Genomic DNA, 25746 nt, shown 5'->3' with positions numbered 1-25746 from the left:
GAATATCAGATATTGAGTATATTTTAACTCAATATCTGATATTTTTCAGTAAATTTTCAATTGTTTGTTTAATTATTAAGGGTTTGCACTATTGGCACAGTACTTGCATTAAAAGGTGTATAGAACGATATAAAGGAGGTTCAGGAATGGGCAATTATCCAGATGCTTTCGATATCACCATTATAGGCGGAGGCCCAGTTGGTCTTTTTACAGCTTTTTACACTGGTATGCGCCAGGCTTCGGTGAAAATTATTGAGAGTCTTCCGCAGCTGGGCGGACAATTATCAGCACTATATCCGGAAAAATATATTTATGACATAGCTGGTTTTCCTAAGATAAGAGCTCAGGAACTGATAGATAATTTGATAAAGCAAATGAATCAATTTAATCCATCTGTCTGCTTAGGGGAATCAGTGGAAGGCATCGTCCGCCTGTCTGATCAATCATTTGCGATTCACACGAATAAAGGGACCCATTATACGAAGGCAGTGATTATTACGGCAGGGAACGGTGCTTTCCAGCCAAGGAAATTAAATATCGGCAGCGAGGACAAATTTGAAAATAAAAATCTTCATTATTTTGTCCAAGACTTAAATCAGTTTGCCGGCAAAAAGGTTGTGATCTTTGGTGGAGGGGATTCAGCGGTTGACTGGGCTTTGATGCTTGAGCCGATTGCCGGCAAGGTAACGCTCATTCATAGGAGAGATAAGTTCCGGGCGCATGAGCATAGTGTGGAACGATTGAGACATTCCAGTGTGGAAATGCTGACACCTTATATTCCAGTGGAGCTGGCAGGTGCAGAAGAAATTGAAAACGTAATGGTAGAAAACACGGCTAGCGGGGAGACAATGCTCATCCCGGCAGATGATGTACTAGTGAATTTTGGATTTGTATCTTCATTAGGCCCCATTAAAGAGTGGGGGTTGGAAATAGAGAAAAATGCGATCCTGGTAAACTCCAAAATGGAAACGAATATTCCAGGAATCTATGCGGCAGGTGACATCTGTACCTATGAAGGCAAAGTAAAGCTTATAGCCAGCGGATTTGGGGAAGCGCCGACAGCTGTCAGCAATGCAAAGGTTTATATTGATCCAGGTTCAAAGGTCCAGCCGCTCCATAGTACAAGCATTATGGCAGATAAGGAAAAAACCGGTTCAGCAATCTAAAGGAAAAATTCATTTAAGAAGGAGACAAATCATGACTGCTTACAATAAAGTGCAAAATGCAACAAATCGTACATTTGAAAGAACCTTAACCTATGACAAATACACAGATCCTAAAGTTCTGGAAAAAGAGATGGACCTTGTGTTTTCAAGGTCCTGGCAGCTCGTAGGACATGTTAGTCAGGTGGAAAAGGCTGGAGATTTCTTTACTGCAGAAGTGGCAGGCGAGCCTATTATCGTAAACCGCGGTAAAGATGAAGTAGTCCGTGCCTTTTACAATGTTTGTCCGCATCGGGCAACAAAGCTTGAAAAAAATGCAGCCGGGAATAAAAAGATTCTCCAATGTGCTTATCATGGATGGACATTTAAGCTTGATGGCCAGCTGAATAAAGCGCCTAACTTTAGAGGGGAAGACGAGGCTTGTGTAAAGGATGCCTGTCTGCGTTCGGTGCGGATGGAAATTTTGGAATCACTTATCTTTGTAAATTTGGATGACAATGCAAAGCCATTAAGTGAGTCATATGGAGATTTCTTTGAAAGGTTGAGCAAGAATTCCTTTTTAAGCGAACTAAAAAGAACCGGCCAAAAAACACGTACATTCAAAGCGAACTGGAAGGCTTTTATGGATAACTACCTGGAGTGTGACCACTGCCATGTTGCACATCCAAGCTTCGTTGCTGCACTTGATATGAATGATTATCAGATTATTACGTGTGAGAATTATTCCATGCAAGGGACAATTGTCAAGCCAGATAAAAAATATGGAACAGTTGATTTAAATGATGCCGAAATGCAAGGCGGCCAATTCTACTGGCTATGGCCAAATCTGATGCTGACCATTTATCCGGGGCCAGGCAATATGGCGACCATTCAAATTATTCCGATTGATCATGAAACATCCATGGCTGTCTACACCTATTATTTCCGTGATGAGAACCTGTCCCAGGCGGAAAAGGATTTAATGACGTTTGCGGAGCAAGTCCGCTCGGAAGATATTGAATTGGTAGAACTGGAACAGATTGGTTTTCGCTCCCGAGCTTTCAGCAAAGGCAGATATTCATCCTCAGAAAAAGCAATTGTTCAATTTCATGAAATGGTATTGGAGGCCCTAAATGAGTAAAATAACCGGAGTTCAGCCAGCAAAAAAGTATTTAATGATTAATGGCAAAAAAGTAGAAACAGATCGATACGCATCTCTTTTTTCACCTTATTCCGGGGAAGAAATTGCCCAAATCGCGATGGCAAATAAAGAACAGACTGAAATGGCCATTGTTGCTGCTTACGAATCCAGGCATTTGATGGCAAAAATGCCAGCTTACAAGAGAGCTGAGATTTTAGAAAAAGTCGTTTCGCTTTTGATTGAAAAAGCGGATCAGGCTGCAGAGATCATTACCCGAGAGTCGTCCAAACCTATTATGTTCTCAAAAGCGGAAGTTGCCAGAACGGTCGAAACGTATAAATTTTCGGCTGAGGAAGCGAAGCGCATTCATGGGGAAACCATTCCTTTTGATGCTGCTTCAGGCGGGGTTGGCCGTATTGGATATACATTGAGAGAGCCGATTGGGGTCATAGGAGCCATAACTCCTTTTAATTTCCCTATGAATCTTGTAGCTCATAAGGTAGGACCGGCAATTGCCGCAGGGAATACAGTTGTCTTGAAGCCAGCCTCACAGACACCGCTCTCGGCACTGTTTATAGCCGAATTATTTGAAGAGGCAGGTCTGCCGCCGGGTGTGTTAAACGTTATAACCGGTCCTGGAAGTGTAGTAGGGGAAGAAATTGTCAGAAATGACCTGGTCAGCATGGTCACCTTTACAGGAAGTCCGGAAGTTGGGATTGGGATACGCAGCAGAGCAGGCTTAAAGAAAACAACATTGGAGCTGGGATCGAATTCAGCCTTAATCATTGATAAAGATACAGATGTCGACCAGATTATTGACCGCTGCATAATGGGGGCTTTTTCGAATCAGGGTCAGGTTTGTATTTCGCTTCAGCGCATTTATGCACATGAAGAGGTATATGAAGAATTCACAGAAAAATTTATTCAGGCAGCAAAGCAGCTGAAAGTTGGCGATCCGCTTGCACCGGATACGTATATTTCTTCTCTAATTTCAAAAGGAGAGGCTGATAGAGTACTAGGATGGATTGAGGAAACAAAAACCACGAATGCATCTATTGCAGCCGGAGGAAGCCTTCGAAATGGGGTGCTTGAGCCTACGATTATTATCAATGCGGAGCATGATTTAAAAGTATCCTGCCAGGAAGCCTTTGCCCCCGTTGTTGTCGTAAACAAATTCAGTTCCATTGAGGATGCCATAAAGCATGTCAACAACTCACGGTTTGGCCTGCAGGCGGGAATTTACACAAATAATGTGAAGCATGCCCTCTTTGCTTCGCAGGAACTTCATGTTGGCGGAGTTATAATCAATGATGTTCCAACCTACCGTGTTGATCAGATGCCGTATGGCGGTGTAAAGGAAAGCGGCACTGGACGGGAAGGCATCAAATATGCAGTTGAAGAAATGACCGAGATGAAATTAATTGTCTGGAATAATAACTAAAGGTAAAGGGAGATTTTTGTGAAAATTTATAAAATTGCGGTTATAGCAGGTGATGGAATTGGACCTGAAGTGATTGGCGAAGGGATCAAAGTACTAAATAAAGTAGCGGCGATGGATTCAGGTTTCCGCTTTGATTTTACTTATTTCCCTTGGGGCTGTGAATTTTATGCGAAACACGGAAAGATGATGGATGAAAATGGCATGGAAGAATTAAAGAAGTTTGATGCCATTTATTTGGGGGCAGTCGGGTTTCCCGGCGTCCCTGACCATATCTCTTTATGGGATCTGCTTTTAAGAATCCGCAAAGAATTTGATCAATATGTGAATATCCGGCCAGTTCATTTACTGAAAGGGGCAAAAACTTCCTTAGTGGATGTAAAACGGGAAGACATAAATCTGCTTTTTATCCGTGAGAATACCGAAGGAGAGTATGCGGGTGCTGGTGAATGGCTGCTTAAGGGGCAGCAAAATGAAGTTGTCCTGCAAAACAGTGTGTTTTCCCGAAAAGGAACGGAAAGAATCATCCGGTATGCGTTTGAAGCAGCTCGTAAGGAAGGAAGGTCTCTCACAAGCATATCAAAGGCGAACGCATTAAATTATTCAATGGTTTTCTGGGATCAGGTTTTTGAAGAAATAAGCTCTGAATACCCTGATGTGGAAACAGCCTCCTACCTTGTAGATGCCGCTGCCATGCTGATGGTTAAGGATCCAAAGAGGTTTGAAGTGGTCGTCACTTCCAATTTATTTGGCGATATATTAACAGACCTGGGTGCTGCTATTGCAGGAGGAATAGGGCTTGCCGCTGGTGCCAACATTAATCCTGAAAGAAAGTATCCTTCCATGTTTGAACCTATTCATGGCTCTGCTCCTGATATTACAGGTAAGGGGATTGCCAATCCGCTTGCTTCCATTTGGTCAGCCAGTCAGATGCTTGACTTTTTTGGTTATGAGGAATATGGAAAACAAGTGCTTGGAGCCATTGAGGATTTGCTGATCGAGGATGAGACACTTACACCGGATATGGGAGGAACCGCATCTACCGCGGAAGTGGGTAATCGGATTATTGACATCATGGAGACCCGGCTTGTATCTGGTAAACTAAATGTTTAAAAGTCAGCGGATATCATAGGAAGAATTGATTCTTCCTATGGTATAGGTTGATTTTTCTTCCATTTCTTTTATACTTAACTTTTATTAGCGGCGGTCGTTATAAACCTGTTTCCACTTTTTAGATGGGAAGAATACTGATGCACCGCAAAGTCTGATAAATAGATAAAGTGACCGTTATGGGTCAGGGAATCTGCTAACGATCAAAATAATTGTGAAGGTGAAAAGGAAGAGTACTATTTTTTATGCGCTAGTCCGATTTACCTTTTCTCTCATTTATTTTTTGGAATAACAAGAAACCGCTTACATTTAAAATACTGAAAATTCAATATTCTGGAAAGAGGAGTGTTGGCATGAACGGTAAAAAAACTGTCTTTTTTTCCTCGTTAGCCATAAGTTTGGTTTTAATAAGTATAGGGGTCTTTGCCCCAAAGCAAATGGAAAGCTTTTCAAATCATTCACTGGAATTTATCTATAATAACTTGGGCTGGTTTATTCTGGGCAGTGTCTTTTTCTTCTTTGCTTTTTGTATGTATATTGGGCTTTCAAGATTCGGGAAAATCAGGCTGGGGGACGATCATGATCGGCCAGAATACAAAACAGCTACATGGGTAGGGATGCTGTTCAGTGCCTCTATTGGGATAAGTCTTGTATTTTGGGGTGTGGCAGAACCAGTTTCATACTATATTGATCCTCCCTTTGGGAAAGGATCTTCAGAAGAATCCGCAAAGCTGGCAATGCAATTTGTTTACCTGCATTGGGGGGTCTCTGCATGGGCGTGTTATGCAGTTGTAGGAGTCTCCTTAGCATTTTTCCAATTCCGCAAAAAGCTGCCGGCCTCACTGAGTTCTGTTTTTTATCCATTAATAGGCGACAAAATTAGGGGCCCTTTTGGCAAACTGATTGATGTCGTTGTCATTCTTTCCATTGTCATTGGCATAGCCACATCGCTGGGATTTGGAACGCTTCAAGTGAATAGCGGTATGAATTATCTGTGGGGTCTTCCGGTAAGCTTTTATACCCAAGTTGCTATTATTCTCGTTGTAAGTTTTATTTATGTCGGTTCCACTGTTTCAGGCCTTCAGGGAGCGATGAAGCATTTGTCCAACCTTAATATGCTGCTGGCATTTGCACTATTGGCATTCGTATTGTTTCTTGGACCAACCCAATCCATCTTAAAGATCTTTTTTCAAGGGATAGGGGATTACGCCCAGAATTTCATTGGGATGTCGTTTAGGACTGAGCCCTATAGTGATGGAACCTGGATTGCAAGCTGGACACTGTTTTATTTTGGCTGGTGGATCGCCTGGGCTCCGCTTGTCGGCAGTTTCGTAGCCAGAATTTCAAAGGGCAGAACCATCAAAGAGTTTATGATCGGGGCCATCTTTATCCCTGTTGCAGGAGCATTCTTCTGGTTTGCCGTGATGGGCGGATCGGCCATTGATCTCATTCAGAACATGGGCGAAACAGCGATTGCAACGGCGGTTTCCACCGATGTAACCTCTGCCTTATTTAAGTTTTTTGATTATTTTCCAATGAGTGTCTTTTTAAGTATTTTAGCTATGGTACTTGTACTTGTTTTCTTTATAACCTCTGCGAATTCTGCTGTTTTTGTATTAGGGATGATCAGTGAAAATGGAAACCCTAATCCATCTCACTCAACAAAAGTCATATGGGGGATTGTAATTGCTGGGGTCTCTGCTGTATTAATTATGACAGGAGGCCTATCCGGCTTACAGTCAGCCCTGGTTGCCACATCCATCCCGTTAGCCATTCTCATGCTTTTCATGTGTTACTCCACTTATAAGGGCTTAAAAGATGAGCTAAAAGCGATGAGTGAAAGCCGGAATCAAGATGAGCCTATCGTTAAAAGTATAAGAAAGAAAGCCGTTGCCAAAAAGGCATAAGCGGGGACAATGGGACAGGTACACTGTCCCTAATTACTCAAAAGATTAGAAGGAATCATAGTGCCTGCTCCCTATAAAGGGGCAGGCACTGCTTTTTATCTCTCCTTAACCGGCTCACTTATAAATACTGGTGCAGGAATCCCCATTGTTGTTTTTCCAGTCCTGGTTTTAAGTGCAGAGAATAAGAAACACCCCGCAATGACAATGATGCTTCCGACCGCTTGTATCCAGTTCAAGACCTCTCCTAAGAAGATAAAAGCTAAGATGGCTGTGAAAATGGGATTAAAGTTTAGGAACAGGCCGGAAGTGCTTGGTCCCAGCTGGTTGACCCCGATGTTCCAGAGTACCATGCATAGGACTGTTGAAATCAGACCCGTATACAGAATGGATAAAAGAAAGGAAGCACTGACATCTGTAACGGTGAAACCAGCAGTGTTGAACGGCAAAAGCACGAGAAGGCCAAATATGCCTGAGTATAAGATGGACATCATAGGTGTAACGAAAGACATGGCCCATTTGCTGCAGACCGAATAGATTCCCCACATGCCCACCGCGGCCATCATATAAAGGTCCCCATTATTAAACTGAAGAGAGACCAGCAACTCCAGGCTACCTTTTGAAAGGACCAGCAGTACGCCAAACAATGAAATGAACATGGACATGAGCTGCAGTATGTTTATTTTTTCTTTTAGAAAAATGAAAGAGAAGGCAGCAATGGAAAACATATTTAATGTAGAGATTAAGCCAACGCTGGTGGCCGATGTTTTTTCCAGTGCCATGAATTGCAGGGCCTGGAACAAAGCTACTCCCGTGATGCCCATTAGCAGTAATGGCAGGATTGCATTTTTCGGCGGCAGCAGCCGTTTCTCTTTATGCCAGACAAGAGGAACGAGACAGATAATGGCGATGGCCCATCTTAAAATGGTTAAGGTAATAGGAGATGCATGATCCACAAGCGTCTTTCCTACAATGAAATTTCCGCCCCAGAGAAGACTTGTTAAAAGAAGGAGAAGATAATAGTTCACGTCATTAAGCTCCTTTTCAGAGCCATTGTGCACAATGACATTATTTATATGAATAATTTTAACATTTATTTAAAAAAACAAAAGATAATTTTGTATAATGAAATTAATTCAAAATAATTAAAAGTATATGAGATTATAATTGTAGAATATTCAGTTTGAGTGTGTGATTTGATCCGTATTTTGAATAATTGAAAAGGGCTGATGGATAGTGGAATCAATTGTAAGCAAGGTATTAGATCACCTGGATATAAAAATCCTGGATTTGCTTCAAAAGGATGCTCGGATTAGCAATCTGGAACTGTCGAAAAAGGTGAATCTTTCTGCTCCAGCTGTACATGCAAGGATTAAGCGTTTGGAAGCGGAAGGGTATATCCAGAAGCATGTGGCTATTTTAAGCCATGAGAAGCTGGGCTTTGATTTATTATGCTTCGTGTTCATGAGCACCAATATGCACCAGGCTGAAAAACTGGAATCTCTTGAAAAAACGCTGGAATCAATGAAGGAAGTTTTAGAATGTCATTGTTTAACAGGGGAGTATGATTATCTGCTGAAAGTAGCCTGCAAGGATCGCAAGGGGCTGGAGATGTTTATCAGGAAGCTGAATGAATTGGGAATTACGAAGATTCAGACCAGCCTGGCATTGAGGGAGATTAAGGATTCGACGGTGCTGCCAATACAGGATTAGAGTCTTTAACGAATGCCTTGAAACCTTTTCCAATAATTATCGTAGAAAGCAGGAACAAAGGTCAGGAGGGATTAGTTTGACAAAAAAGCTCGAGCAGCTCGAAACACGTTATTATGTGCTTTTTGGCGCTGTAATTGGTTCTGTGATCGGATTAGTGGCTTATGTGAAAGATTGGATCTAATCGATGAAAATTATTGATACATTTCCGTTTTTTATGCGCAGCTGCTTTATCAGGAAGGAGCGGCTACCCACTTTTCCAGAATGACAGAGCCTGGTTTAAACACGTCTGTCTATTTTTCCTTCGATGATGGAGGGGACGAGTGGCTGGAATTCGCAATATCCAATCAGCATGATATCATGCTGGAATTTGCTGAAGATTATTTTATCTAAAACAGCGGATGCGATATTTCTTGAATGGTTTTCCATTCGTGGCGGTGAAAGATTGGGATATAGCCGATTGGGATATTTTTTGGGGGATATGTTTTTCCAAAGCCTTGTTGAACGGATGGAAGAAAGACATGCCATCATTGCATGGAAAAGACCTGACTTTATTGACTCTGCTGAAGTTTGGCTCGATGGAAAGGGGATTGTGACATGATGAGGTGGAAGAATGAATGATTATAAAGATAAACCTAATGCAGGGTATACGCTGTTTAAACCAACAGGTGTACGCCATGAATTTCCTCTTGTCGACTTGGTGAAACAACAAGTGACGGGAACTGTTCTTTACAAGGATAAAATATATATGACTGTTGTTGTTGACGTAAAGGCAGATACAGTACAAGTTCAAGGAGACACTGCTGATTTAGGGGATTTAGCCATTAGCAGAGAGTCTTACATTGATATGTTCAAAGATCAGGCGAAGTTTTTCATTGATAACCATATTTATAATCCGAAGGCGTATTATGATGAACTAATTAATAATCCTTCCGAGTGATGACGGGCAGCTGAGTGGCTATTCCTGGACATGGGGACTTCCTGGGGATGTGTTTAAAACACACATAATTAGGAAAAATACATAAAAGAACATGTGCAGGGGAGGAAGCAAAAATGCCTTATGATAAACTAAGCGATCTGCCTGATTCCGTCAAAGATAATCTTCCGCATCACGCACAGGAGATCTTTAAGGAAGCGTTTAATTCTGCAAGCGAAGAATATGACGAGGAAGAAACGGCCTTTAAGGTTGCCTGGAGTGCAGTGAAGAAGAAATATGAGAAGAATGATGATGATAAATGGGTGAAGAAGGAAGAGTAAATATGCTTTTACAGTAAAAGGTGTCCCGTTCCAGGACACCTTTTGTTATTCATCATCAACCGCTTCATTTTCCACATATCTCTTCAAGTTCTGATATTGCTCTTCAAACACAAATTTAGCCGTCCATCCTAATAGTCTGGTTGTCAGTTTATAGAAGAAGTTGCTTGGTACAAGGCTTGCTTCCACGATCAGGCGCGTGCCGTTGTGTTCTCTTGATAAGAGATACTTTGAAATGCTTAAGCCTTCTTTGGAATGAGAGTGCATAACAACTTTATGGGAGCTTTATATTCAATTAATTCGGAATCGATTTTGATGATTTTTTTATCTAGTTTCTGAACGGTGACAAACTTAGTGCCAGGCACTGGGACTGGTTTATTTTCCTCATTGTCATAGATGTTTTCGATCAGCATGGTATTCCAGAGCTTTATTTTTTCATCATCATCGACGTACTTAAAAACCAAATCTATTGGGGCATGAATTACATCTTCATACCTGTAAACCAGCATTTCTTTCATTTTAAAGTCCTCTTTCTTTCTATTTATTCAAAGGCATCTTAATAGTTTTTTCGGCAGAACTTGCCTGTTATTAACTTTATAAATGGATCGGTTATTTTGTTTCAATTTTCTGAAACTAAATAAACCATCATCCGTATATAAAAATAAGGGGTGATGGAAATGTCAGGATTCATTATTATTGGTTTACTTCTTATTATCATGATCGCTATTGGTGATTCCAGACCATCGAATCGTTCTTATGGCAGCGGAAAAAATCATTCTTCCTATCACCATACAGGAGATTATAGCAGTTCGCATAATTGTGATAGTTTTGGAGGGGGCTTTGGCGGAGATGGCGGAGGCTGCGGGGGAGGCGATTAGTCATTTGTTTTTTTTAACATCTGTATGCAAAATTTAAAGATTGTGTTAAATTCCATAATACAAAACCCGCCAATCAGGGCGGGTTTTATTTATGTACTAACTTTTTACTGATTCTTAATCTCTTCTTTAAAAACTCTTTAGAACTTCTTCCTATACTATGTTTATTGAAAGATAAGGAGGAAGTTAAATTGAAAGAAACAATGTCGATAATGTTTTCCATTCCATCATGGTATGTACTTCTGCCAGCTGCTTTACTGGGATTAATAGGGCTCTGGATCTGGATGAGGCACCGTAAGGAAAAGATAAGGCCGTTACAACTTGCCGTTCTGATTTCCTTCGGGATCTACTTGCTTTGCGTCCTGCATCTGGTCTTTTTCCCAATCGATGTGAATATAGGGATGTATGCAAATCGGACGCCCTGGTATAAGGCAATCAATTTTATTCCCATTTTGACAATCGATCTGAAAACGTTTTTGTTAAATATTATTATGCTGATTCCTTTTGGCATATACTTACCGTTTATAATGAAGTCGAAAGGCAGTTCTAAGAAAGCTGCAAAGCTTGGATTTCTGCTGAGTGCTTCCTTTGAGCTTCTGCAGCTGATCATTCGAGTGACGCTGGGAAGCGGAAGAAGCACAGATATCAATGACTTGCTTGCGAATACTCTGGGAGCAGTTATTGGATATCTGATTGTTAAGCGCATGTTTAAGGTAACTCCTTTAAATAGTATGCTCAAACAGTTTCAGCTTTAGCTGATGGGAGGAGACAGGCAATGACAAGAATCCTGATTGTTGATGATGATCGGCAAATTGCTGATTTGATAGAAGTATATCTGAAGAATGATGGCTATATCATTGATAAAGCCGGGGATGGAATGGAAGCACTTAAGAAACTGGAGCAGGATCCTCCTGACCTGATTGTTTTAGATATCATGATGCCGAAGATGGATGGACTTGAGTTTTGCAAATATGTCAGAAAAAACAATCAGGTGCCGATCCTGATGGTCAGTGCCAAGGCAGAGGATATGGACAAAATCATGGGTTTAATGACTGGTGCCGATGACTATATGATTAAGCCGTTTAATCCCCTGGAGCTGGCTGCGAGAGTAAAGGCATTGCTCCGCAGGGCAAATTATAAAACAACTGGAAAAGCTGATGATGTATTATATATCGGATCTGTCGCCATCGATAAGCGGAGCCATGGCGTTACCGCTGAGGGAAGCGAAATAAAGCTAACAGCACGGGAATTTGAGATTTTATATTTGCTGGCTAAGAATCGCGGCCGTGTGTATGCATCGGAGGAGATTTTTGAAAAGGTCTGGAATGAACCTGGTGAAGGGTCAAACAAGACTGTCATGGTTCATATCAGCAATATTCGCGAAAAGCTGGAAGCGGCGCTGCCAGGTGAATCGGTCATTCAGACCGTCTGGGGAGTGGGGTATAAAATTGAAAAATAATATTATGAATCTGCTCCGATATCTGCCTAAGTGGAAAGTCATGATGTATATCCTGCTGTCACTTTTCCTGGCGGTGGTTATGGGAGCTGTTCTCCTGCCGGCAGTATGGTTTTTAGAGGACAATTCCAGATTTTTTGAGAGCCTGTTTTTCATCCTATCCTATTTTCGTGAATTTTTCTTCCTTGTTTTCTATCTTTTGGCCACCGGGTTATTTTTGCTGATATTTTATCAGTTTGAGCGGAAACGATATCTTGCACTTAATCTTATTAAAGTGACAGAGGATGTTCAGCGATGGGTAAGGCAGGAGAATGCTTCAGAAGGTTTTTACGTGCAGCCGGAATTTCAGGCACTCGCAGATGGCATACAAAAGATAATTGAAAAATCGGAGGAGGCAATTAAGGAAGTCAAAAGGACAGAGCAGCTGAAAAATGAGCTTGTAACGAGTGTAGCGCACGACTTAAGGTCTCCGCTTACATCTATTATAGGATACCTGGATCTTATTAATAATGACCGGTACAGTAATGAGCTCGAGCTTCGCCACTATGTTCAAATCATTCATGCAAAGACATCAAGCTTATATGCGTTAATTAATGATATCTTTGAATTCACTTATATGCAGAACCAGCAGATCAAGCTGCATAAGGAAGCTATTAATATCGAGGAAATGCTTAATCAGATAGCCGTACAGACAAAGGTGCAATTGGAAGCAGCAGGAATGGAGTTCCGATTATTTTCATCTGTTGATGATCCTGTTGTAGAGGGGGATGGTGTAAAGCTGGCCCGTGTATTCGAAAACCTTATCCAAAATGCAATCCGCTATGGAAGTGATGGCAGGTATCTGGATGCTGCGCTACATGATAGAAAAGACATGATTGAGATCGAAATTGCTAACTATGGCCAGGCCATACCTCGCATTGATCTTCCACATATCTTTGATCGCTTCTACCGCGTTGAGAAGTCACGATCCCAGTATACAGGTGGTTCGGGTTTGGGACTGGCGATTTCCAAAAGCATCGTCGATCTTCATAGCGGGTGCATAGATGTGGAGAGTGCACCAGGGAAAACGGCTTTTACTATTAAGTTATTCAAGAAATACCGAAATAAGTGAGCAGAAGTGCGTTAATCCTCGATTAACGCACTTTTTTAATGGCTGACTGCGGCCTGATCGATGAATAAGCAGGAAACCTTAAGGATACATTTTTTTACTAAGTCTTTACCTGGGTATAGTAGAATGAGAGAAACAAAATGGAAAGAAGTATCCAAAGGAGTAACTATAAAAGGGGCAGATTAATAGTGAATAATGTCATGATAAGAAGGCCAGCTGCTGAGGATGCAAAAGATCTAAACCATTTCTTTCGAATGGTTATAACCGATACGTTTCTTAAAGAAGGCATTGGTGATTTGCTGGAAGACATGGAAGAAGAAATTATAGCCAAGAAAAACTATTTGAATATGGATATGAAAAGCGGCGGTAAAGAACGGTATTTTCTAATCGCTCTACTTGGCGATAAAATCGTTGGTTCAATAGAATACGGAGCAGCCAATGAGCTGATAATTAGAGGTTCGGATCAGGCACTTAATGGCTTTTATGAAGTGGGGACAGTCTTTGTACATCCTGATTATCAGAAAAAGGGCATAGGCAATCAATTATTAGCAGCTATGTATTTGACCTTAAGGAATAAAGGAGTAGAAGAATTCTGTTTAGATTCAGGATATAAACATTCACAAAAGATCTGGAGAAGGAAGTTTGGAGAACCGGATTATTTATTAAAGGATTATTGGGGAGAAGGGTCTCATCATATGATTTGGCGAATCAAGGTTAATTCTATTAAATAATCTTGCCTAGCTGTTTAGTTGACATCTCCTTTTGCAGGTTAATGGCTAAATGTCACTCTCTCCTTAATAAGGAAGGCTCTGTTAGCGATACTTCAATTTCAAAAGACCAGCCAGATATTTTCTGGCTGGTCCAGTATTGTAAATGAAGATTTAACGTAAATATATTAATCAAGTAAGTTTATTTTTAACTATTTTTCCTTTTAACGGCATACAAATTTCGCTTTATGTTTGTTAGGCACCTTAGCAACTGAACGTATTTTCAGCGTTGCCGGCAGAATGATGAAAAGGATTGAAAACGATTTCAATCCCATTGAACTGCTGCAACTGGGAATATATGATACGGATAGAAGGTTAAAGCATCAGGTTACTCAGCAAGATAAAGGGGGTTTATTCAATGAAAAAAGCTTTTGAAAAAGCTCAGCAATTTGGTAAATCGTTCATGCTGCCTATTGCGGTTTTGCCGGCAGCGGGTTTGTTATTAGGGATTGGCGGAGCGCTGTCTAATCCGAATACGGTTTCAGCTTATCCATTTTTAGATATCACCTGGCTTCAGGCCATTTTTACGATCATGAGTGCTGCTGGATCGATTGTATTTGCCAACTTGCCGATCATATTTGCGGTAGGGGTAGCGATCGGTTTAGCCCGTTCAGATAAAGCAACGGCTGGTTTAGCAGCCATGATTGGTTATTTTGTTATGAACAGCACCATTAGTGCGCTGCTTTCTTTAACCGGAGATCTGGCGAAGGATAACCTGGCAGGAGCCGGCCAAGGGATGGCTGTCGGGATTCAAACTTTGGAAACCGGTGTTTTTGGGGGGATTATCGTCGGGATAGCGGCAGCTGCCCTGCATAATAAATACAATAAAATTCAGCTGCCTCAAGTGTTAGGATTCTTTGGAGGATCCCGCTTTATTCCTATTGTCGTTTCATTTGCTTCGATTTTTGTTGGAGCCATTCTATTTGTGATCTGGCCATATTTCCAGGCAGTAATCAATGGGCTTGGATCAGTTGTTACTGGCACCGGGGAAATCGGAACTCTATTCTACGGATTTATTTTACGTATGCTTGGACCGCTTGGTCTGCACCATATTTTTTATCTTCCATTCTGGCAAACGGCTCTTGGAGGAACACTGGAGATTGGCGGGAAGCTAATCAGCGGTACACAAAATATCTTTTTTGCCCAGCTGGGTGATCCTTCGACTGAACAATATTACGAAGGGGTATCACGATTTATGTCAGGCCGTTTTATTACGATGATGTTTGGGTTGCCGGGTGCAGCATTGGCCATTTATCATTGCTCTAAAAAGAAAAACAGAAAAGTGGTTGCTGGAATTTTGTTATCCGCAGCATTAACCTCATTTTTGACAGGCATCACAGAGCCGCTTGAATTTAGTTTCTTGTTCGTGGCACCTCTTCTTTATTTAGTACATGCCATTTTCGATGGTTTTGCTTTTATGATGGCGGACATTTTCAATATTACTGTCGGCCAAACCTTCTCAGGCGGATTTATTGATTTTATTTTATTTGGAATTCTTCAAGGGACAGATAAAACAAACTGGCCATATGTATTGATGGTAGGTATTCCATGGTTCTTCCTATACTACTTTACTTTTAAATTCTTAATCAGAAAAAAGAATTTCAAAGTTCTGGGACGTGAAGATGAAGAACAGGCTGCGGAGCAAGTTGCAGCTACAGATCGTGCTAAAACGATTGTAGAAGGATTAGGCGGAACAAATAATATTGATATTGTTGATTGCTGTGCGACTCGTCTGCGGGTAACCGTAAAGGATGAATCCATGGTAAAAGATGAAATCATTAAACAGACCGGATCAAAAGGGATTGTGAAAAAGGGAACGGGAGTTCAAATTATTTATGGACCTCAAGTCACCATTGTTAAAAACGAGATAGAAGAGTATCTGGGTCAGTAATAAATAATAAGGACGTGTTTTTAAATGCATCAAGTGCTGGAACAAATCAAAAATGGGCTAATTGTTTCCTGCCAGGCTTTAGAAGGAGAACCGCTTCACAGCTCGTTCATTATGGGACGTATGGCATTGGCTGCAAAGGAGGGAGGGGCTGTTGGCATTCGTGCCAACTCTGTCCCTGATATTAAGGAAATAAAAGAACAAGTTGATCTTCCTGTGATTGGCATCATCAAACAAGTATACAAGGACCATCCTGTCTTTATTACACCTACGATGAAAGAGATCGATGCCTTAGCTGAGACGGGTGCCGAAATCATTGCAACAGATGCAACGACCCGGATCCGGCCGGATGGAAACGATCTGGAATCGTTTTATCAGGAGGTAAGATCAAAGTATCCTCATATACTGCTGATGGGCGATGTCTCTTCAGTAGAAGAAGCCATTTTGGCCGATGAGCTTGGATTTGATATTGTCGCACCAACATTATACGGATATACAGAAGAGACAAAAGGATTGAAAATCGATGATCATGACTACTCCGTGATCAAACAAATCGTCAAAGAAGTGAAGCATGCAAAGGTTATAGCTGAAGGAAATGTCTCCACTCCGGAGATTGCCCGTTCAGTACTGGACTTTCATGTTCACTCGGTTGTGGTAGGCGGTGCAATAACAAGACCGCAGATCATCACGAAAAGATTTGTAGAGGCTATTAAAAAATAAGGATCAGCTGAAAACAACTCAGTCTTCTGACTGTTGTTTTCAGCTTTTTGCTTTAGTGAGGCTAGTTATAGATATTTCATAGTTTTCTGCCCTTTGAATAAAAATATGGTTATCATCTTGTATAATGAACCTAAGGATATCTAAAAAGGAGATGGAATATGGAATATCTCGGTGAGAACCTTCTTCATGGCATAGCCTGCTCGATGGAAAAGTTCACAAGCTCGGAGTCGGAATTAGCAAAATATATAATCGGAAATCCTGATGAAATCAGCCAATTGTCAATCAATCAAATCGCGAAAAAAATTCATATTTCTCCTGCTACGATTACCCGATTCTGTCAGAAAATCTCTTTTTCAGGGTTTAATGAATTCAAGCACGAATTAAAGAGATATATCGACTTAAGAAATAAGCCGGCAGCGTCCAGTGACATCAAAGAGATTGATTATTTTTCCAATCTCTATCAAAACCATTTAGAGATCATCGAAACGACTTTCCGGAACATGACTTATTTTGATATTCAGCAAGCTATTACCCTGTTAACGAAAGCGGAGAGAGTGCATGTATACGGCATCGGCAACTCAGGGATTGCAGCACAGGAGTTTAAATGGAAGTTTTTTCGGATCGGAATCCAGGTTGAGTCGATTACAGACCCTCATCAAGCTGTGATGGATGCAGCATTAAGCTCAGACAGAAGCCTTGTCATTGGCATTTCTGTTTCAGGGAAAACAAAAGAAATAATCGATGCTGTCAAAATTTCCAAGAGACAAGGTGCGTCAGTCCTTGCTATCTCAAGTGATAAAACATCCGAACTCTCCCGGCTGGCAGATCTATCCCTTCTGGTTACTAGTAAAAACAGTATGCATATGGGCCAGAACATCTCTCCAACACTGCCGCTCTTCCTGCTCTTTGACTTGCTTTACACAGAACTTGTTGCGAAGGACTATATCAATCGTGTTCAGATTCGGGATAAGACATTGAGGGCCTTGAAGAATATCTAATAAGGGAAAAGGCATAAATGAAGATAAGTCATGGAAACATAAAAGAGCCCTAACGTGAAGGCTCTTTTGCAGTCTCTTCATTACTGGAAGAATTCAATGCGATTATTCCGCCGATAATCAGTATGATTCCCAGTATCTTGAGGCTGCTGAATGCTTCTCCCCATAGTACGGCACCGATTAACGCAGTTAACGCTGTTCCTGCTCCTGACCAAATGGCATAAGCCAGACTTAATGGAATGGTTTTAAGACATAATGATAGGCAATAAAATGAAAGTGCATAGCCAAACAAGACTCCTGCAGATGGCAGCGGCACCGTAAAGCCATCCGACAGCTTAAGCATGGTGGTGGCAAAAATCTCTCCTGCGATTGAGACTGTTAAATAAAAGTATCCTCTCATATTAATGGCCTCCACCGCTATTTAATAAAATAACTCCTCCAACTATTAAAGCCAGTCCCAGAATCTTTTTGTCATTTACATTCTCTTTATAGATGGTGATTCCGACCAAGGCTGTCAGCACGGTCCCGAGGCCAGCCCAAATCGCATAAGCCACACCAAGCGGCAGTGTTTTTAACGATAAAGATAACGAATAAAAAGCTACACCGTATCCAATGATTACACCAAGGGATGGCAGTAGTTTTTTGAACCCGTTTGTTGCTTTAAGCATGGAACTGCCAAACACTTCACTTACAATGGCTAATGCTAAAAGTAAATAGGCATTCATAATATCTCCCCAATTCTTCTCCGAATGGATTCAATTTATTTTACCTTTTCGAAGGTTCTCTTTGCCAAGTATATGAATGTAAGAAAAAGTGAAACCAATTAATTTCCAATTCGTAATCATAGTTATCTTATAGGGAGATCTCCCCGGTTTTGTGATGGAGGTTTGTTCATGAATTTCATAACAAGAAAAACAAGATCACTTTGGATAGATCAAATAGCCAGCAAGAGCTGTGAAATAACGGTTCCATCTGATTTTACCTGTATGGATCCATATGTTGAGGGGAAAAGGGTTGTGATGCTGGGAGAGAGCAGCCATGGAGTCGGGGATTTTTACACAGGCAAAATAAATATGATTAAGTATTTGCATAGTGTCCATGGATTTAATGTGGTTGTCATGGAGAGCGGTCTGCTTGAAGCGGTATTTTGCAGAAAGCTTCTGAAAGACCTCCCTGCTGAGGAGAAAATTCAGCATGGCCTTCTGGATATTTTTCATAATGAAGAAATGCTCCCTTTATTTCAGGAATCCTGGGCGAACCGCCTGCATATCGCCGGTATGGATATACAGCCCGCATACCCGCTGATATCGCAAAACATGCTGGAATGGCTCAAGTTTAATACAGATGAAGAAGTATATGCTTCCATTCATCAGGCAGAAACAGTATTTTTCAATATTGATGAGGAGATAAGGGGACAAACGAAAATAGCTAAGAAGGCTAAAGAAAAGATTCAAATGTGTATGGATCTATATCAGTCCAGTCTGGAGCTTTTTGAGAGCAGATTGAAGGAAGATGATATAGAAAAAGAAAGGAACCTTAAGGTTATAGGGCAGGGACTCAAGAACCGTTTGAAGTGGCTGGAAATCAATACAAAAAGCTGGATTGCTTCAGGAGTCATTCGGGGAACGTATATGTTCAGAAATCTGCAGTGGTTATTGGAAGAGTATTACAAGGGTGAAAAGGTCATTGTGTGGGCTCATAATTTTCATATTAGAAAAAGCAAAACAGTCACTTCTAAGCTGTTTGGTATCACGAATGTCGGACAGCAGCTATCAAAATGCTATGGCGATCAAGTTTACTCCATAGGTTATTATGCCGGAGAAGGTGAGCTTGCCTCCCTGCTTAGAGTGAACTTTCCCATTAATTTGTCTAAAAAACAGTTAGAAAGTTTACTTCTGGAAGCCTGTAGGCATGACAGTTTTGTGCCTTTATGTGAAAAGGGGCTTCCAAAGCGGAACTGGCTGAATCGGAGGTGGCGGCTCCTCGAAGCTGGCATGATAGGGCTGTTGCCTATTGCCATATATCCGCAAAAGCACTATGACGGCATCATGTTTTGCAGAAAGGTTAAGCCTCCTGCTTATTTTATGAATAGGCTCCTTTAGGCAAGGCATTCTAATTAAGAATGCTGGAAAAAGGAGAATGATGAACATGTACTTTTATAAAGAAGATTTAATTAATATGATTGTGCCGGATAAGCCGGATCCGCATGCGGCGAAAGTGCTGCAGGAGGCGTTGGGCGGGCAGTTTGGTGAAATGAGGACGCTGATGCAGTTTTCATTCCAGAGTGCAAATTTCAGAGGAAAAGCGAAGCAATATCGTGATCTGATCAGAGGTGTGTTTTTGGAAGAGCTAAGTCATGTTGAACTCGTTCAAACTACGATTAATCAGCTTCTAAATGATGCTGGCGGAAGTATGCCAGGCAATCAGGCTGAAGATGGGGCTCCATTGGACGATGTGATTCAAGGAGGAGCTAACCCTCATCATTTTATTATGGGGGCAAAGGCATCTCTTCCTGTCGATGCTGGCGGTAACCCGTGGAACGGATCCTGGGTATATGACCACGGCAACCTGGTGGCCAACCTCCTGAATAATGTCGTTCTTGAATCGACAGGTGTTCTCCAGAAATCAAGGATTTACGAGATGAGCAGCAATAAGACGCTAAGAGAGACGATTGCCTTCCTGATTGTCCGGGATAATGCCCATCAAAATGCATTCGCAAAAGCACTGGAAACGTTAGGAGTGGATTGGGGCAAAATATTCCCGATTCCTAATTACGATCTAAATAAATACCCTGAATGCCGAAAATATGTGGAAATGGGCTTCCACAATGCCCAGTTTAATTTCAGGCTTGATGATACCCGGATCGGTGAGGTTTTCCAGGGGACCACTCCAAGCAGAAATGGCGGAGATCTTGCCGTTGTAGAACCGCCAAAAGGCTATCCTGTTCCTGAAATGCCTGATATGCCAAATGAGCATGCCCCGGGTCTTTTTGATTTGAATAATTAGTTTTTTTTCTTCTGGCGTCCTGAATATAGGACGCCATTTTATTATATATTTTTAAGGTTTCCTTCAGCAATTTTGGGGAATCTATAGTTATCGAATCAATGAAGAACATTTTTGTTGCAGAAAGGAGTGTCGCGGATGGAGTCCATTTGGCTCGAGTATGCCTGGGCATTATTGATATTAATTGGTCTGGAAGGATTGCTGTCGGCTGACAATGCTCTTGTCTTAGCCGTCATAGCGAAGCATTTACCCGAAGATCAGAAGAAAAAGGCAATTAATTATGGAATCATTATGGCTTTCGTTTTCCGGTTTGGTGCGCTTTTTGCCATTTCATTTATTGCAAACGTCTGGCAGATCCAGGCGATTGGAGCGGCATATCTATTGTACCTTGGCTTAAAACATGTAATTAAGGCCAAGTTCGGAAAAGAAAACGAAAATATTCGTGAGGATGTGAAGGAAGAAGCGGCAGGGAAAGGATTTTGGCCAACCGTAGGGAAGATTGCATTAGCCGATCTTGCCTTTGCCATCGATTCGATTCTTGCTGCTGTTGCGCTGGCACTAGGTCTGCCGGATTCACCGCTTGACGATTTCGGCGGCATGGATGGCGGCCAGTTTATTGTAGTGGTGCTAGGCGGGATTGCCGGACTGATCCTGATTAAGTTCGCGGCTACCTGGTTTGTTAAGCTCCTTGCTAAACGGCCGGCATTAGAAACAACCGCTTATGCGATTGTCGCCTGGGTTGGTGTCAAGCTTGCTGTTATTACACTTGCCCATGAGGATATCGGTGTCCTTGATCATCATTTTCCTCATAGTACAGGCTGGACATTGGTCTTTTATGGCGTATTGGTGGCCATTGCCCTGTTTGGCTGGTTTGCGCCGGGTAAGAAGCAAACTGAGGGTGAAGCTTTATAAAGAGAAATGCGTTGATCTTTGGATTAACGCATTTTTTTATGGACATAAAAAATGCAGTTAGTGCAGCTGTCTTTTTTTTATTGTGGAAGAAAAATTTGAGATTGAATTAAGTATAAAAAATTACAGGTGATATTAAAAGAGTGCTAGTGATAACGCTTTCACGGGCTGGTAATAAAGTTATAATTTTTCCTGTAGGCAGGTAATTTTTATCCATTATAAAGGGGGAAAAAGAATGAAAAGAAAGTGGAAAGTCATTTCTCTTATGCTGACGGTTATGATGTTTGCGTTTATTGCAGCAGGATGCAGCCAGGGCACTGGCGGCGGAAGCAGTGAGGTAAGTGTCGGTATCGTTTTGCCAACGAAAGATGAGCCCAGATGGGTTCAGGATGAGCAAAGATTTAAAGATGCGTTAAAAGGAACGGAATATACAACTGAGATTTTGTTTAGCCAGGGATCTTCGGCTAAGGAAAAAGAAAATGTAGAGACATTGCTGAACAAAGGGATTGATGTGCTGATTATCTGTCCGCAAGATGGCGATGCAGCTGCTGCAGCGGTTGAGGCTGCGAAGAAAGATGGGGTAAAAGTCATATCCTATGACCGTTTAATTACCAATACAGATGCAATTGATTATTATGTAACATTTGACAGCCTTGCTGTAGGAGCTGCACAGGCACAATACCTGGCAGATAACGCAACGGGCAAGGACGTGCCTCTGTATCTATACGCAGGCGCTGCTTCTGATAACAATGCTTTCCTATTCTTCCAGGGAGCATGGAGTGTGCTTCAGCCTAAGATTGCAGATGGCACATTCAAGATTGCTAATTCAAGCGAAGCCGAAGCTTTGAAAGAGACAGCTGATCTGTCCCGTGACCAGCTAAGCAAAATCATTGGCCAGGTGACAACGAACTGGGATCCAAACGAAGCGAAGAACAAGGCACAAACGCATTTGACTGCAGCTTCTGACGATATGAAGGGCGATGTGGCAATTCTTGCTCCGAACGACGGAACGGCCCGTTCCATTGCAGATGTTTTTGGAACTGACAGTGCAGTATCCAGCTATCTTGTAACAGGTCAGGATGCAGAGAAGGCTTCCATTCAATACGTTATTGATGAAAAGCAATCCATGACAGTATTCAAGGATGTTCGTACTCTCGTGAAAGATGCAATGGGCATGGCGATCGATATCCTTGAAGACAAAGACCCTGAGACAACTGGTTCTTACGACAACGGCAAGATTGAAGTAAAAGCAAAGCAAACAGCTGTAATCGTTGTCGACAAAGATAACGTGAAAAAAGAACTGATTGATTCTGAATACTATAAAGCGGATGAATTTACAGGACTTTAATCAATAAAGGAGGAGAAATAGTGATAGATGCTTCTATCACTATTTCTCCTTCTGATAGCTGTTTGGCTAGGGGGAATCATAATGAACGATAATATTTTGGAAATGCACGGGATTTCCAAGGAATTTACAGGTGTCAAAGCGCTCAGCAATGTCAATTTCAAAGTGGAGAAAGGTGAGATCCACTGCTTGATTGGTGAAAACGGAGCAGGTAAATCCACACTGATGAAGGTGCTCAGCGGCGTATATCCATATGGCACATATGAGGGTGACATTGTATTTGAGGGCAGTGTGCAGCAATTCAACAAGATCAGTGACAGTGTAAAAGCAGGAATCGTCATTATCTACCAGGAACTTGCATTGTTTCCGGATCTCACAGTCTATGAAAATATCTTCGCGGGCAATGAAATTAAGCAAGGTGGAATCGTCGATTGGAACCGGACCATTGCTGAAGCTAAAAAAATGCTGGATAAGGTTAAGCTCGATGTGAATCCAGAAACGCTCGTAAAAGACCTGAGCGTTGGAAAACAGCAATTAGTTGAAATTGCCAAAGCTTTAAGCAAGGACGTGAAAATGCTTATCCTGGATGAGCCGACTGCAGCACTTAATGAGGATGACAGCGAAAATCTTCTAGATTTGTTAGGGGAGCTGAAAGAGCAGGGAATTACCTGCATCATGATCTCCCATAAGCTGAAAGAAGTCATCTCGATTGCAGATAAAGCGACTGTGCTTCGTGACGGCCAAACCATTTGTACCCTGGACGCCTCAAAAGGAGAAATCTCTGAAAATGTCATTATTAAAAACATGGTTGGCAGGGAGATTGAAGATATTTATCCAAAGAGGCCGAACAAAACATTTGGCGATCCTGTTCTTGAGCTTCGCAGCTGGTCCGCGTATGCTGTGCATTTGGGCAGGCAGGTTGTAAAAGATGTTAATTTTCATGTTAAGAAAGGAGAAATTGTCGGGATTGCGGGCTTGATGGGGTCAGGCAGGACAGAACTTGCCCTGAGTATTTTCGGAAATCCAAAATCTTATAAACTACACGGCGAACTATTGGTGGATGGCGTTCCAAAAACGCTGAAGCATCCGAGTGACGCCATCAGGTCAGGGATTGCGTACGTGACGGAAGACCGAAAAGGGGACGGCCTGTTTTTAATACAGGATATTAAAAACAACATTTCTGCGGCAAACCTCAAACGGATTGCTGTAAATGGAGTGATTAATGATAACGAAGAAGTAAAGGAAACAATGGAATATAAAAAGTCCATGTATATTAAAGCATCTTCCCTTGAACAGGTTGTCGGCAATTTGAGCGGGGGGAACCAGCAGAAAGTGTCCCTGGGCAAATGGCTATTTGTCGGGCCGAAATTGCTGATCCTGGACGAGCCGACGCGGGGCATTGACGTTGGCGCTAAATTCGAGATTTATACGATTATGAATCAATTGATCGAGGAAGGTATGAGCATCATTATGATTTCTTCAGAACTGGGTGAGGTTCTGGGGATGAGCGATCGTGTCTATGTCATGGCGGAAGGCCAAATTAAAGGCGAGCTGTCGATTGAAGAAGCAAATCAGGAAAGCATCATGCAGCTTGCTACGCAATAGGAGGTTAAACTAATGGAATTTATTAACGAAGCGAAAACGCTATTTAAAGATAATATCCGTGACTATGGCATGTACATTGCCTTATTCGTGATTATGCTCACCTTCACCATTATGACTGACGGTCTGTTTATGTCTTCGCGAAATATAAGCAATCTGCTGGATTCAACGGGATATATCGCTGTCCTTGCAGTGGGGATGACGCTGGTTATCGTGATCCGGCACATTGACCTCTCAGTCGGGTTCGTCGCTGGATTTTTGGGAGCGATTGCTGCGATTCTCCTGACGGGAATGGGAGTAGCGTTTTATATCACCATTCCGATTATCCTGGTGATGGGTATTTTTGTCGGGCTATTCAATGGCCTTTTAGTTGCAAAGTTCGGTATCCCATCCTTCGTAGCTACTCTTGCAGGAATGCTGATCTTTAGAGGTGCACTCCTTCAGGTAACAGAGAAGACCGGGACCATTATCGTCAAGGATGATGGATTTAATGCAATCGGAAACGGATTCATTCCTTCGATTATGCAAGTGAATGGACTGCATCTCCTGACACTGATTCTGGGTGTACTGGCCATATTGCTGTATATATACAGTGAAATTTCCACGCGGAAAAACAAGATCAACTATCAATTCGAGGTAGTGTCAAAAGGGATTTTTATTGTCAAATTAGTTTTTGTTTCTGCTATCATTTCCTATATTACCTGGATCCTGGCAGGCTACAATGGATTTTCCTGGACGGTTGTCATTATGCTTTTAGTGGTTGTCATCTATCACTTTCTGACAACGAAAACCGTTCTTGGCAGACATATATATGCTGTGGGAAGCAATCCGGAAGCGGCACATCTGAGTGGAATCAATGTAAATAAAATTACGTATATAGTATTCGGTTCAATGGGGATGCTGGCAGCTCTTTCCGGCATATTATTCACCTCACGTCTTCAGTCAGCGACTACAACAGCTGGGACATTATTTGAACTCGATGCCATTGCAGCTGCTTATGTCGGCGGGGTTTCTTCTGCAGGGGGCGTGGGCAAAATCACTGGTGCCATTATCGGTGCTGTAGTCATGGCCTCTTTATCAAGCGGCATGAATCTGCTCGGGGTAGGGGTTTCCCTCCAGTATATGATCCGCGGAGGCGTATTGGCGGGTGCTGTGATTTTTGATGTCATGACCCGAAAGAAGAGAGGGTAGATTACCAGTTTCCTGCATTAGCAGTTTCGAAAATGGGGCATCCGGCAAAAGGATGCCCTTAAAATGCAGGTGGGCAGCATTTCCTAAAGCACCGATTATCCTCCTGTTAACAGCAGAAAATCCTCTCTCTTTCTAACTCTTCTATAAGCCTTAAAAAGGTGATATGATTAAAATTATTTAGCTGTTCA

At 41.9% G+C, this 25746-nt stretch carries 29 protein-coding genes; 24 read left to right on the top strand and 5 right to left on the bottom strand.

What is annotated here, in order from left to right:
* The first annotated feature begins 146 nt into the window (after positions 1-146).
* From NR125_RS07345 to NR125_RS07325, 5 genes are all read left to right on the top strand, one after another.
* Positions 147-1166 (top strand): NAD(P)/FAD-dependent oxidoreductase, encoded by a 1020-nt coding sequence (locus NR125_RS07345; RefSeq protein WP_009335442.1) that lies wholly within the window; start codon positions 147-149, stop codon positions 1164-1166.
* A gap of 31 nt (positions 1167-1197) precedes the next feature.
* The gene (locus tag NR125_RS07340; RefSeq protein ID WP_192908112.1) at positions 1198-2283 is read left to right on the top strand and encodes an aromatic ring-hydroxylating oxygenase subunit alpha; all 1086 of its coding nucleotides are present in this window, start codon (positions 1198-1200) and stop codon (positions 2281-2283) included.
* Entirely contained in the window at positions 2276-3724 is a 1449-nt protein-coding gene (locus NR125_RS07335; RefSeq protein WP_009335433.1) for an aldehyde dehydrogenase family protein, read from the top strand. The genes NR125_RS07340 and NR125_RS07335 overlap by 8 nt, the downstream gene beginning before the upstream one ends.
* 18 nt (positions 3725-3742) lie before the next feature.
* Positions 3743-4834, top strand: a complete 1092-nt coding sequence (locus NR125_RS07330) for a tartrate dehydrogenase (RefSeq protein WP_192908113.1) — start codon at positions 3743-3745, stop codon at positions 4832-4834.
* A gap of 350 nt (positions 4835-5184) precedes the next feature.
* On the top strand, positions 5185-6738 hold the full coding sequence (locus tag NR125_RS07325; RefSeq protein WP_009335424.1) for a BCCT family transporter: 1554 nt from the start codon (positions 5185-5187) through the stop codon (positions 6736-6738).
* A 95-nt stretch (positions 6739-6833) separates the two neighbouring features.
* Here NR125_RS07325 and NR125_RS07320 read toward each other — a convergent pair whose 3' ends face one another.
* Positions 6834-7763, bottom strand: coding sequence for a DMT family transporter (locus NR125_RS07320; RefSeq protein ID WP_019381064.1), 930 nt, complete (start codon positions 7761-7763; stop codon positions 6834-6836).
* 208 nt (positions 7764-7971) lie between these two features.
* Here NR125_RS07320 and NR125_RS07315 point away from each other — a divergent pair, with 208 nt between their 5' ends.
* From NR125_RS07315 to NR125_RS07295, 5 genes are all read left to right on the top strand, one after another.
* Positions 7972-8448: an Lrp/AsnC family transcriptional regulator gene (locus tag NR125_RS07315; RefSeq protein ID WP_009335421.1), complete on the top strand. Its 477-nt coding sequence runs from the start codon at positions 7972-7974 to the stop codon at positions 8446-8448.
* 261 nt (positions 8449-8709) lie between these two features.
* A complete protein-coding gene (locus NR125_RS07310) occupies positions 8710-8838 on the top strand; it encodes a hypothetical protein (RefSeq protein ID WP_256814885.1) in 129 nt (42 codons plus the stop codon).
* Positions 8798-9046: a hypothetical protein gene (locus tag NR125_RS07305; RefSeq protein ID WP_256814884.1), complete on the top strand. Its 249-nt coding sequence runs from the start codon at positions 8798-8800 to the stop codon at positions 9044-9046. The genes NR125_RS07310 and NR125_RS07305 overlap by 41 nt, the downstream gene beginning before the upstream one ends.
* Positions 9047-9058: 12 nt before the next feature.
* A complete protein-coding gene (locus NR125_RS07300; RefSeq protein ID WP_256814883.1) occupies positions 9059-9385 on the top strand; it encodes a hypothetical protein in 327 nt (108 codons plus the stop codon).
* Positions 9386-9498: 113 nt separating this feature from the next.
* Positions 9499-9702 (top strand): ChaB family protein, encoded by a 204-nt coding sequence (locus NR125_RS07295; protein WP_009335418.1) that lies wholly within the window; start codon positions 9499-9501, stop codon positions 9700-9702.
* A gap of 45 nt (positions 9703-9747) precedes the next feature.
* Here NR125_RS07295 and NR125_RS07290 read toward each other — a convergent pair whose 3' ends face one another.
* On the bottom strand, positions 9748-9966 hold the full coding sequence (locus NR125_RS07290) for a hypothetical protein (RefSeq protein ID WP_256814882.1): 219 nt from the start codon (positions 9964-9966) through the stop codon (positions 9748-9750).
* Positions 9939-10217 (bottom strand): SRPBCC family protein, encoded by a 279-nt coding sequence (locus tag NR125_RS07285; RefSeq protein ID WP_226280673.1) that lies wholly within the window; start codon positions 10215-10217, stop codon positions 9939-9941. The genes NR125_RS07290 and NR125_RS07285 overlap by 28 nt, the downstream gene beginning before the upstream one ends.
* A 159-nt stretch (positions 10218-10376) precedes the next feature.
* On the opposite strand from NR125_RS07285, the gene NR125_RS07280 reads away from it, so the two are divergent.
* The 8 genes from NR125_RS07280 (at position 10377) to NR125_RS07245 (ending at position 17511) form a co-directional block, all read left to right on the top strand.
* Entirely contained in the window at positions 10377-10577 is a 201-nt protein-coding gene (locus NR125_RS07280) for a hypothetical protein (protein WP_009335416.1), read from the top strand.
* 188 nt (positions 10578-10765) lie between these two features.
* Positions 10766-11329, top strand: a complete 564-nt coding sequence (locus NR125_RS07275) for a VanZ family protein (RefSeq protein ID WP_192908116.1) — start codon at positions 10766-10768, stop codon at positions 11327-11329.
* Positions 11330-11349: 20 nt separating this feature from the next.
* A complete protein-coding gene (locus NR125_RS07270) occupies positions 11350-12033 on the top strand; it encodes a response regulator transcription factor (protein ID WP_009335414.1) in 684 nt (227 codons plus the stop codon).
* Positions 12023-13141: a sensor histidine kinase gene (locus tag NR125_RS07265; RefSeq protein ID WP_192908117.1), complete on the top strand. Its 1119-nt coding sequence runs from the start codon at positions 12023-12025 to the stop codon at positions 13139-13141. The genes NR125_RS07270 and NR125_RS07265 overlap by 11 nt, the downstream gene beginning before the upstream one ends.
* A 185-nt stretch (positions 13142-13326) precedes the next feature.
* The gene (locus NR125_RS07260; RefSeq protein ID WP_192908118.1) at positions 13327-13869 is read left to right on the top strand and encodes a GNAT family N-acetyltransferase; all 543 of its coding nucleotides are present in this window, start codon (positions 13327-13329) and stop codon (positions 13867-13869) included.
* 394 nt (positions 13870-14263) lie between these two features.
* A complete protein-coding gene (locus NR125_RS07255) occupies positions 14264-15796 on the top strand; it encodes a maltose/glucose-specific PTS transporter subunit IIC (protein WP_009335411.1) in 1533 nt (510 codons plus the stop codon).
* A gap of 24 nt (positions 15797-15820) precedes the next feature.
* Positions 15821-16513 (top strand): N-acetylmannosamine-6-phosphate 2-epimerase, encoded by a 693-nt coding sequence (locus NR125_RS07250; RefSeq protein WP_009335410.1) that lies wholly within the window; start codon positions 15821-15823, stop codon positions 16511-16513.
* 158 nt (positions 16514-16671) lie between these two features.
* Entirely contained in the window at positions 16672-17511 is an 840-nt protein-coding gene (locus NR125_RS07245; protein ID WP_009335409.1) for a MurR/RpiR family transcriptional regulator, read from the top strand.
* Between the two features lie 49 nt (positions 17512-17560).
* Here NR125_RS07245 and NR125_RS07240 read toward each other — a convergent pair whose 3' ends face one another.
* The gene (locus NR125_RS07240; RefSeq protein WP_019380224.1) at positions 17561-17908 is read right to left on the bottom strand and encodes a DMT family transporter; all 348 of its coding nucleotides are present in this window, start codon (positions 17906-17908) and stop codon (positions 17561-17563) included.
* A 1-nt stretch (position 17909) separates the two neighbouring features.
* Positions 17910-18233 carry a DMT family transporter gene (locus tag NR125_RS07235; protein ID WP_019380225.1) on the bottom strand — a complete coding sequence of 108 codons (324 nt, stop codon included), beginning with the start codon at positions 18231-18233 and terminating at the stop codon, positions 17910-17912.
* Between the two features lie 168 nt (positions 18234-18401).
* Between NR125_RS07235 and NR125_RS07230 the strand changes: the two genes are divergently transcribed.
* The 6 genes from NR125_RS07230 (at position 18402) to NR125_RS07205 (ending at position 25558) form a co-directional block, all read left to right on the top strand.
* Positions 18402-19610, top strand: coding sequence for an erythromycin esterase family protein (locus NR125_RS07230; protein WP_019380226.1), 1209 nt, complete (start codon positions 18402-18404; stop codon positions 19608-19610).
* Positions 19611-19656: 46 nt separating this feature from the next.
* Entirely contained in the window at positions 19657-20514 is an 858-nt protein-coding gene (locus NR125_RS07225; protein ID WP_009335405.1) for a manganese catalase family protein, read from the top strand.
* A 135-nt stretch (positions 20515-20649) separates the two neighbouring features.
* Positions 20650-21423 carry a TerC family protein gene (locus NR125_RS07220; protein ID WP_019380227.1) on the top strand — a complete coding sequence of 258 codons (774 nt, stop codon included), beginning with the start codon at positions 20650-20652 and terminating at the stop codon, positions 21421-21423.
* A 232-nt stretch (positions 21424-21655) separates the two neighbouring features.
* Positions 21656-22768: a sugar ABC transporter substrate-binding protein gene (locus tag NR125_RS07215; RefSeq protein WP_019380228.1), complete on the top strand. Its 1113-nt coding sequence runs from the start codon at positions 21656-21658 to the stop codon at positions 22766-22768.
* Between the two features lie 81 nt (positions 22769-22849).
* Positions 22850-24370 (top strand): sugar ABC transporter ATP-binding protein, encoded by a 1521-nt coding sequence (locus NR125_RS07210; protein ID WP_019380229.1) that lies wholly within the window; start codon positions 22850-22852, stop codon positions 24368-24370.
* Between the two features lie 12 nt (positions 24371-24382).
* Positions 24383-25558 (top strand): sugar ABC transporter permease, encoded by a 1176-nt coding sequence (locus tag NR125_RS07205; RefSeq protein WP_019380230.1) that lies wholly within the window; start codon positions 24383-24385, stop codon positions 25556-25558.
* The last annotated feature ends 188 nt before the right edge of the window (positions 25559-25746 follow it).

It is taken from the genome of Cytobacillus sp. Bac17 (assembly GCF_024519925.1).
Taxonomy (GTDB): domain Bacteria; phylum Bacillota; class Bacilli; order Bacillales; family Cytobacillaceae; genus Cytobacillus; species Cytobacillus pseudoceanisediminis.
This window is presented reverse-complemented; position numbering and strand designations above follow the sequence as displayed.

What these genes read in the sequence shown, in the direction of transcription:
- NR125_RS07345 (WP_009335442.1), top strand. Translation starts at nt 147, where the DNA reads ATGGGCAATTATCCAGATGCTTTCGATATCACCATTATAGGCGGAGGC.
- NR125_RS07340 (WP_192908112.1), top strand. Translation starts at nt 1,198, where the DNA reads ATGACTGCTTACAATAAAGTGCAAAATGCAACAAATCGTACATTTGAA.
- NR125_RS07335 (WP_009335433.1), top strand. Translation starts at nt 2,276, where the DNA reads ATGAGTAAAATAACCGGAGTTCAGCCAGCAAAAAAGTATTTAATGATT.
- NR125_RS07325 (WP_009335424.1), top strand. Translation starts at nt 5,185, where the DNA reads ATGAACGGTAAAAAAACTGTCTTTTTTTCCTCGTTAGCCATAAGTTTG.
- NR125_RS07310 (WP_256814885.1), top strand. Translation starts at nt 8,710, where the DNA reads ATGACAGAGCCTGGTTTAAACACGTCTGTCTATTTTTCCTTCGATGAT.
- NR125_RS07305 (WP_256814884.1), top strand. Translation starts at nt 8,798, where the DNA reads ATGATATCATGCTGGAATTTGCTGAAGATTATTTTATCTAAAACAGCG.
- NR125_RS07300 (WP_256814883.1), top strand. Translation starts at nt 9,059, where the DNA reads ATGAATGATTATAAAGATAAACCTAATGCAGGGTATACGCTGTTTAAA.
- NR125_RS07295 (WP_009335418.1), top strand. Translation starts at nt 9,499, where the DNA reads ATGCCTTATGATAAACTAAGCGATCTGCCTGATTCCGTCAAAGATAAT.
- NR125_RS07290 (WP_256814882.1), bottom strand. Translation starts at nt 9,966, where the DNA reads ATGCACTCTCATTCCAAAGAAGGCTTAAGCATTTCAAAGTATCTCTTA.
- NR125_RS07285 (WP_226280673.1), bottom strand. Translation starts at nt 10,217, where the DNA reads ATGAAAGAAATGCTGGTTTACAGGTATGAAGATGTAATTCATGCCCCA.
- NR125_RS07280 (WP_009335416.1), top strand. Translation starts at nt 10,377, where the DNA reads ATGTCAGGATTCATTATTATTGGTTTACTTCTTATTATCATGATCGCT.
- NR125_RS07270 (WP_009335414.1), top strand. Translation starts at nt 11,350, where the DNA reads ATGACAAGAATCCTGATTGTTGATGATGATCGGCAAATTGCTGATTTG.
- NR125_RS07255 (WP_009335411.1), top strand. Translation starts at nt 14,264, where the DNA reads ATGAAAAAAGCTTTTGAAAAAGCTCAGCAATTTGGTAAATCGTTCATG.
- NR125_RS07250 (WP_009335410.1), top strand. Translation starts at nt 15,821, where the DNA reads ATGCATCAAGTGCTGGAACAAATCAAAAATGGGCTAATTGTTTCCTGC.
- NR125_RS07245 (WP_009335409.1), top strand. Translation starts at nt 16,672, where the DNA reads ATGGAATATCTCGGTGAGAACCTTCTTCATGGCATAGCCTGCTCGATG.
- NR125_RS07240 (WP_019380224.1), bottom strand. Translation starts at nt 17,908, where the DNA reads ATGAGAGGATACTTTTATTTAACAGTCTCAATCGCAGGAGAGATTTTT.
- NR125_RS07235 (WP_019380225.1), bottom strand. Translation starts at nt 18,233, where the DNA reads ATGAATGCCTATTTACTTTTAGCATTAGCCATTGTAAGTGAAGTGTTT.
- NR125_RS07230 (WP_019380226.1), top strand. Translation starts at nt 18,402, where the DNA reads ATGAATTTCATAACAAGAAAAACAAGATCACTTTGGATAGATCAAATA.
- NR125_RS07225 (WP_009335405.1), top strand. Translation starts at nt 19,657, where the DNA reads ATGTACTTTTATAAAGAAGATTTAATTAATATGATTGTGCCGGATAAG.
- NR125_RS07220 (WP_019380227.1), top strand. Translation starts at nt 20,650, where the DNA reads ATGGAGTCCATTTGGCTCGAGTATGCCTGGGCATTATTGATATTAATT.
- NR125_RS07215 (WP_019380228.1), top strand. Translation starts at nt 21,656, where the DNA reads ATGAAAAGAAAGTGGAAAGTCATTTCTCTTATGCTGACGGTTATGATG.
- NR125_RS07210 (WP_019380229.1), top strand. Translation starts at nt 22,850, where the DNA reads ATGAACGATAATATTTTGGAAATGCACGGGATTTCCAAGGAATTTACA.
- NR125_RS07205 (WP_019380230.1), top strand. Translation starts at nt 24,383, where the DNA reads ATGGAATTTATTAACGAAGCGAAAACGCTATTTAAAGATAATATCCGT.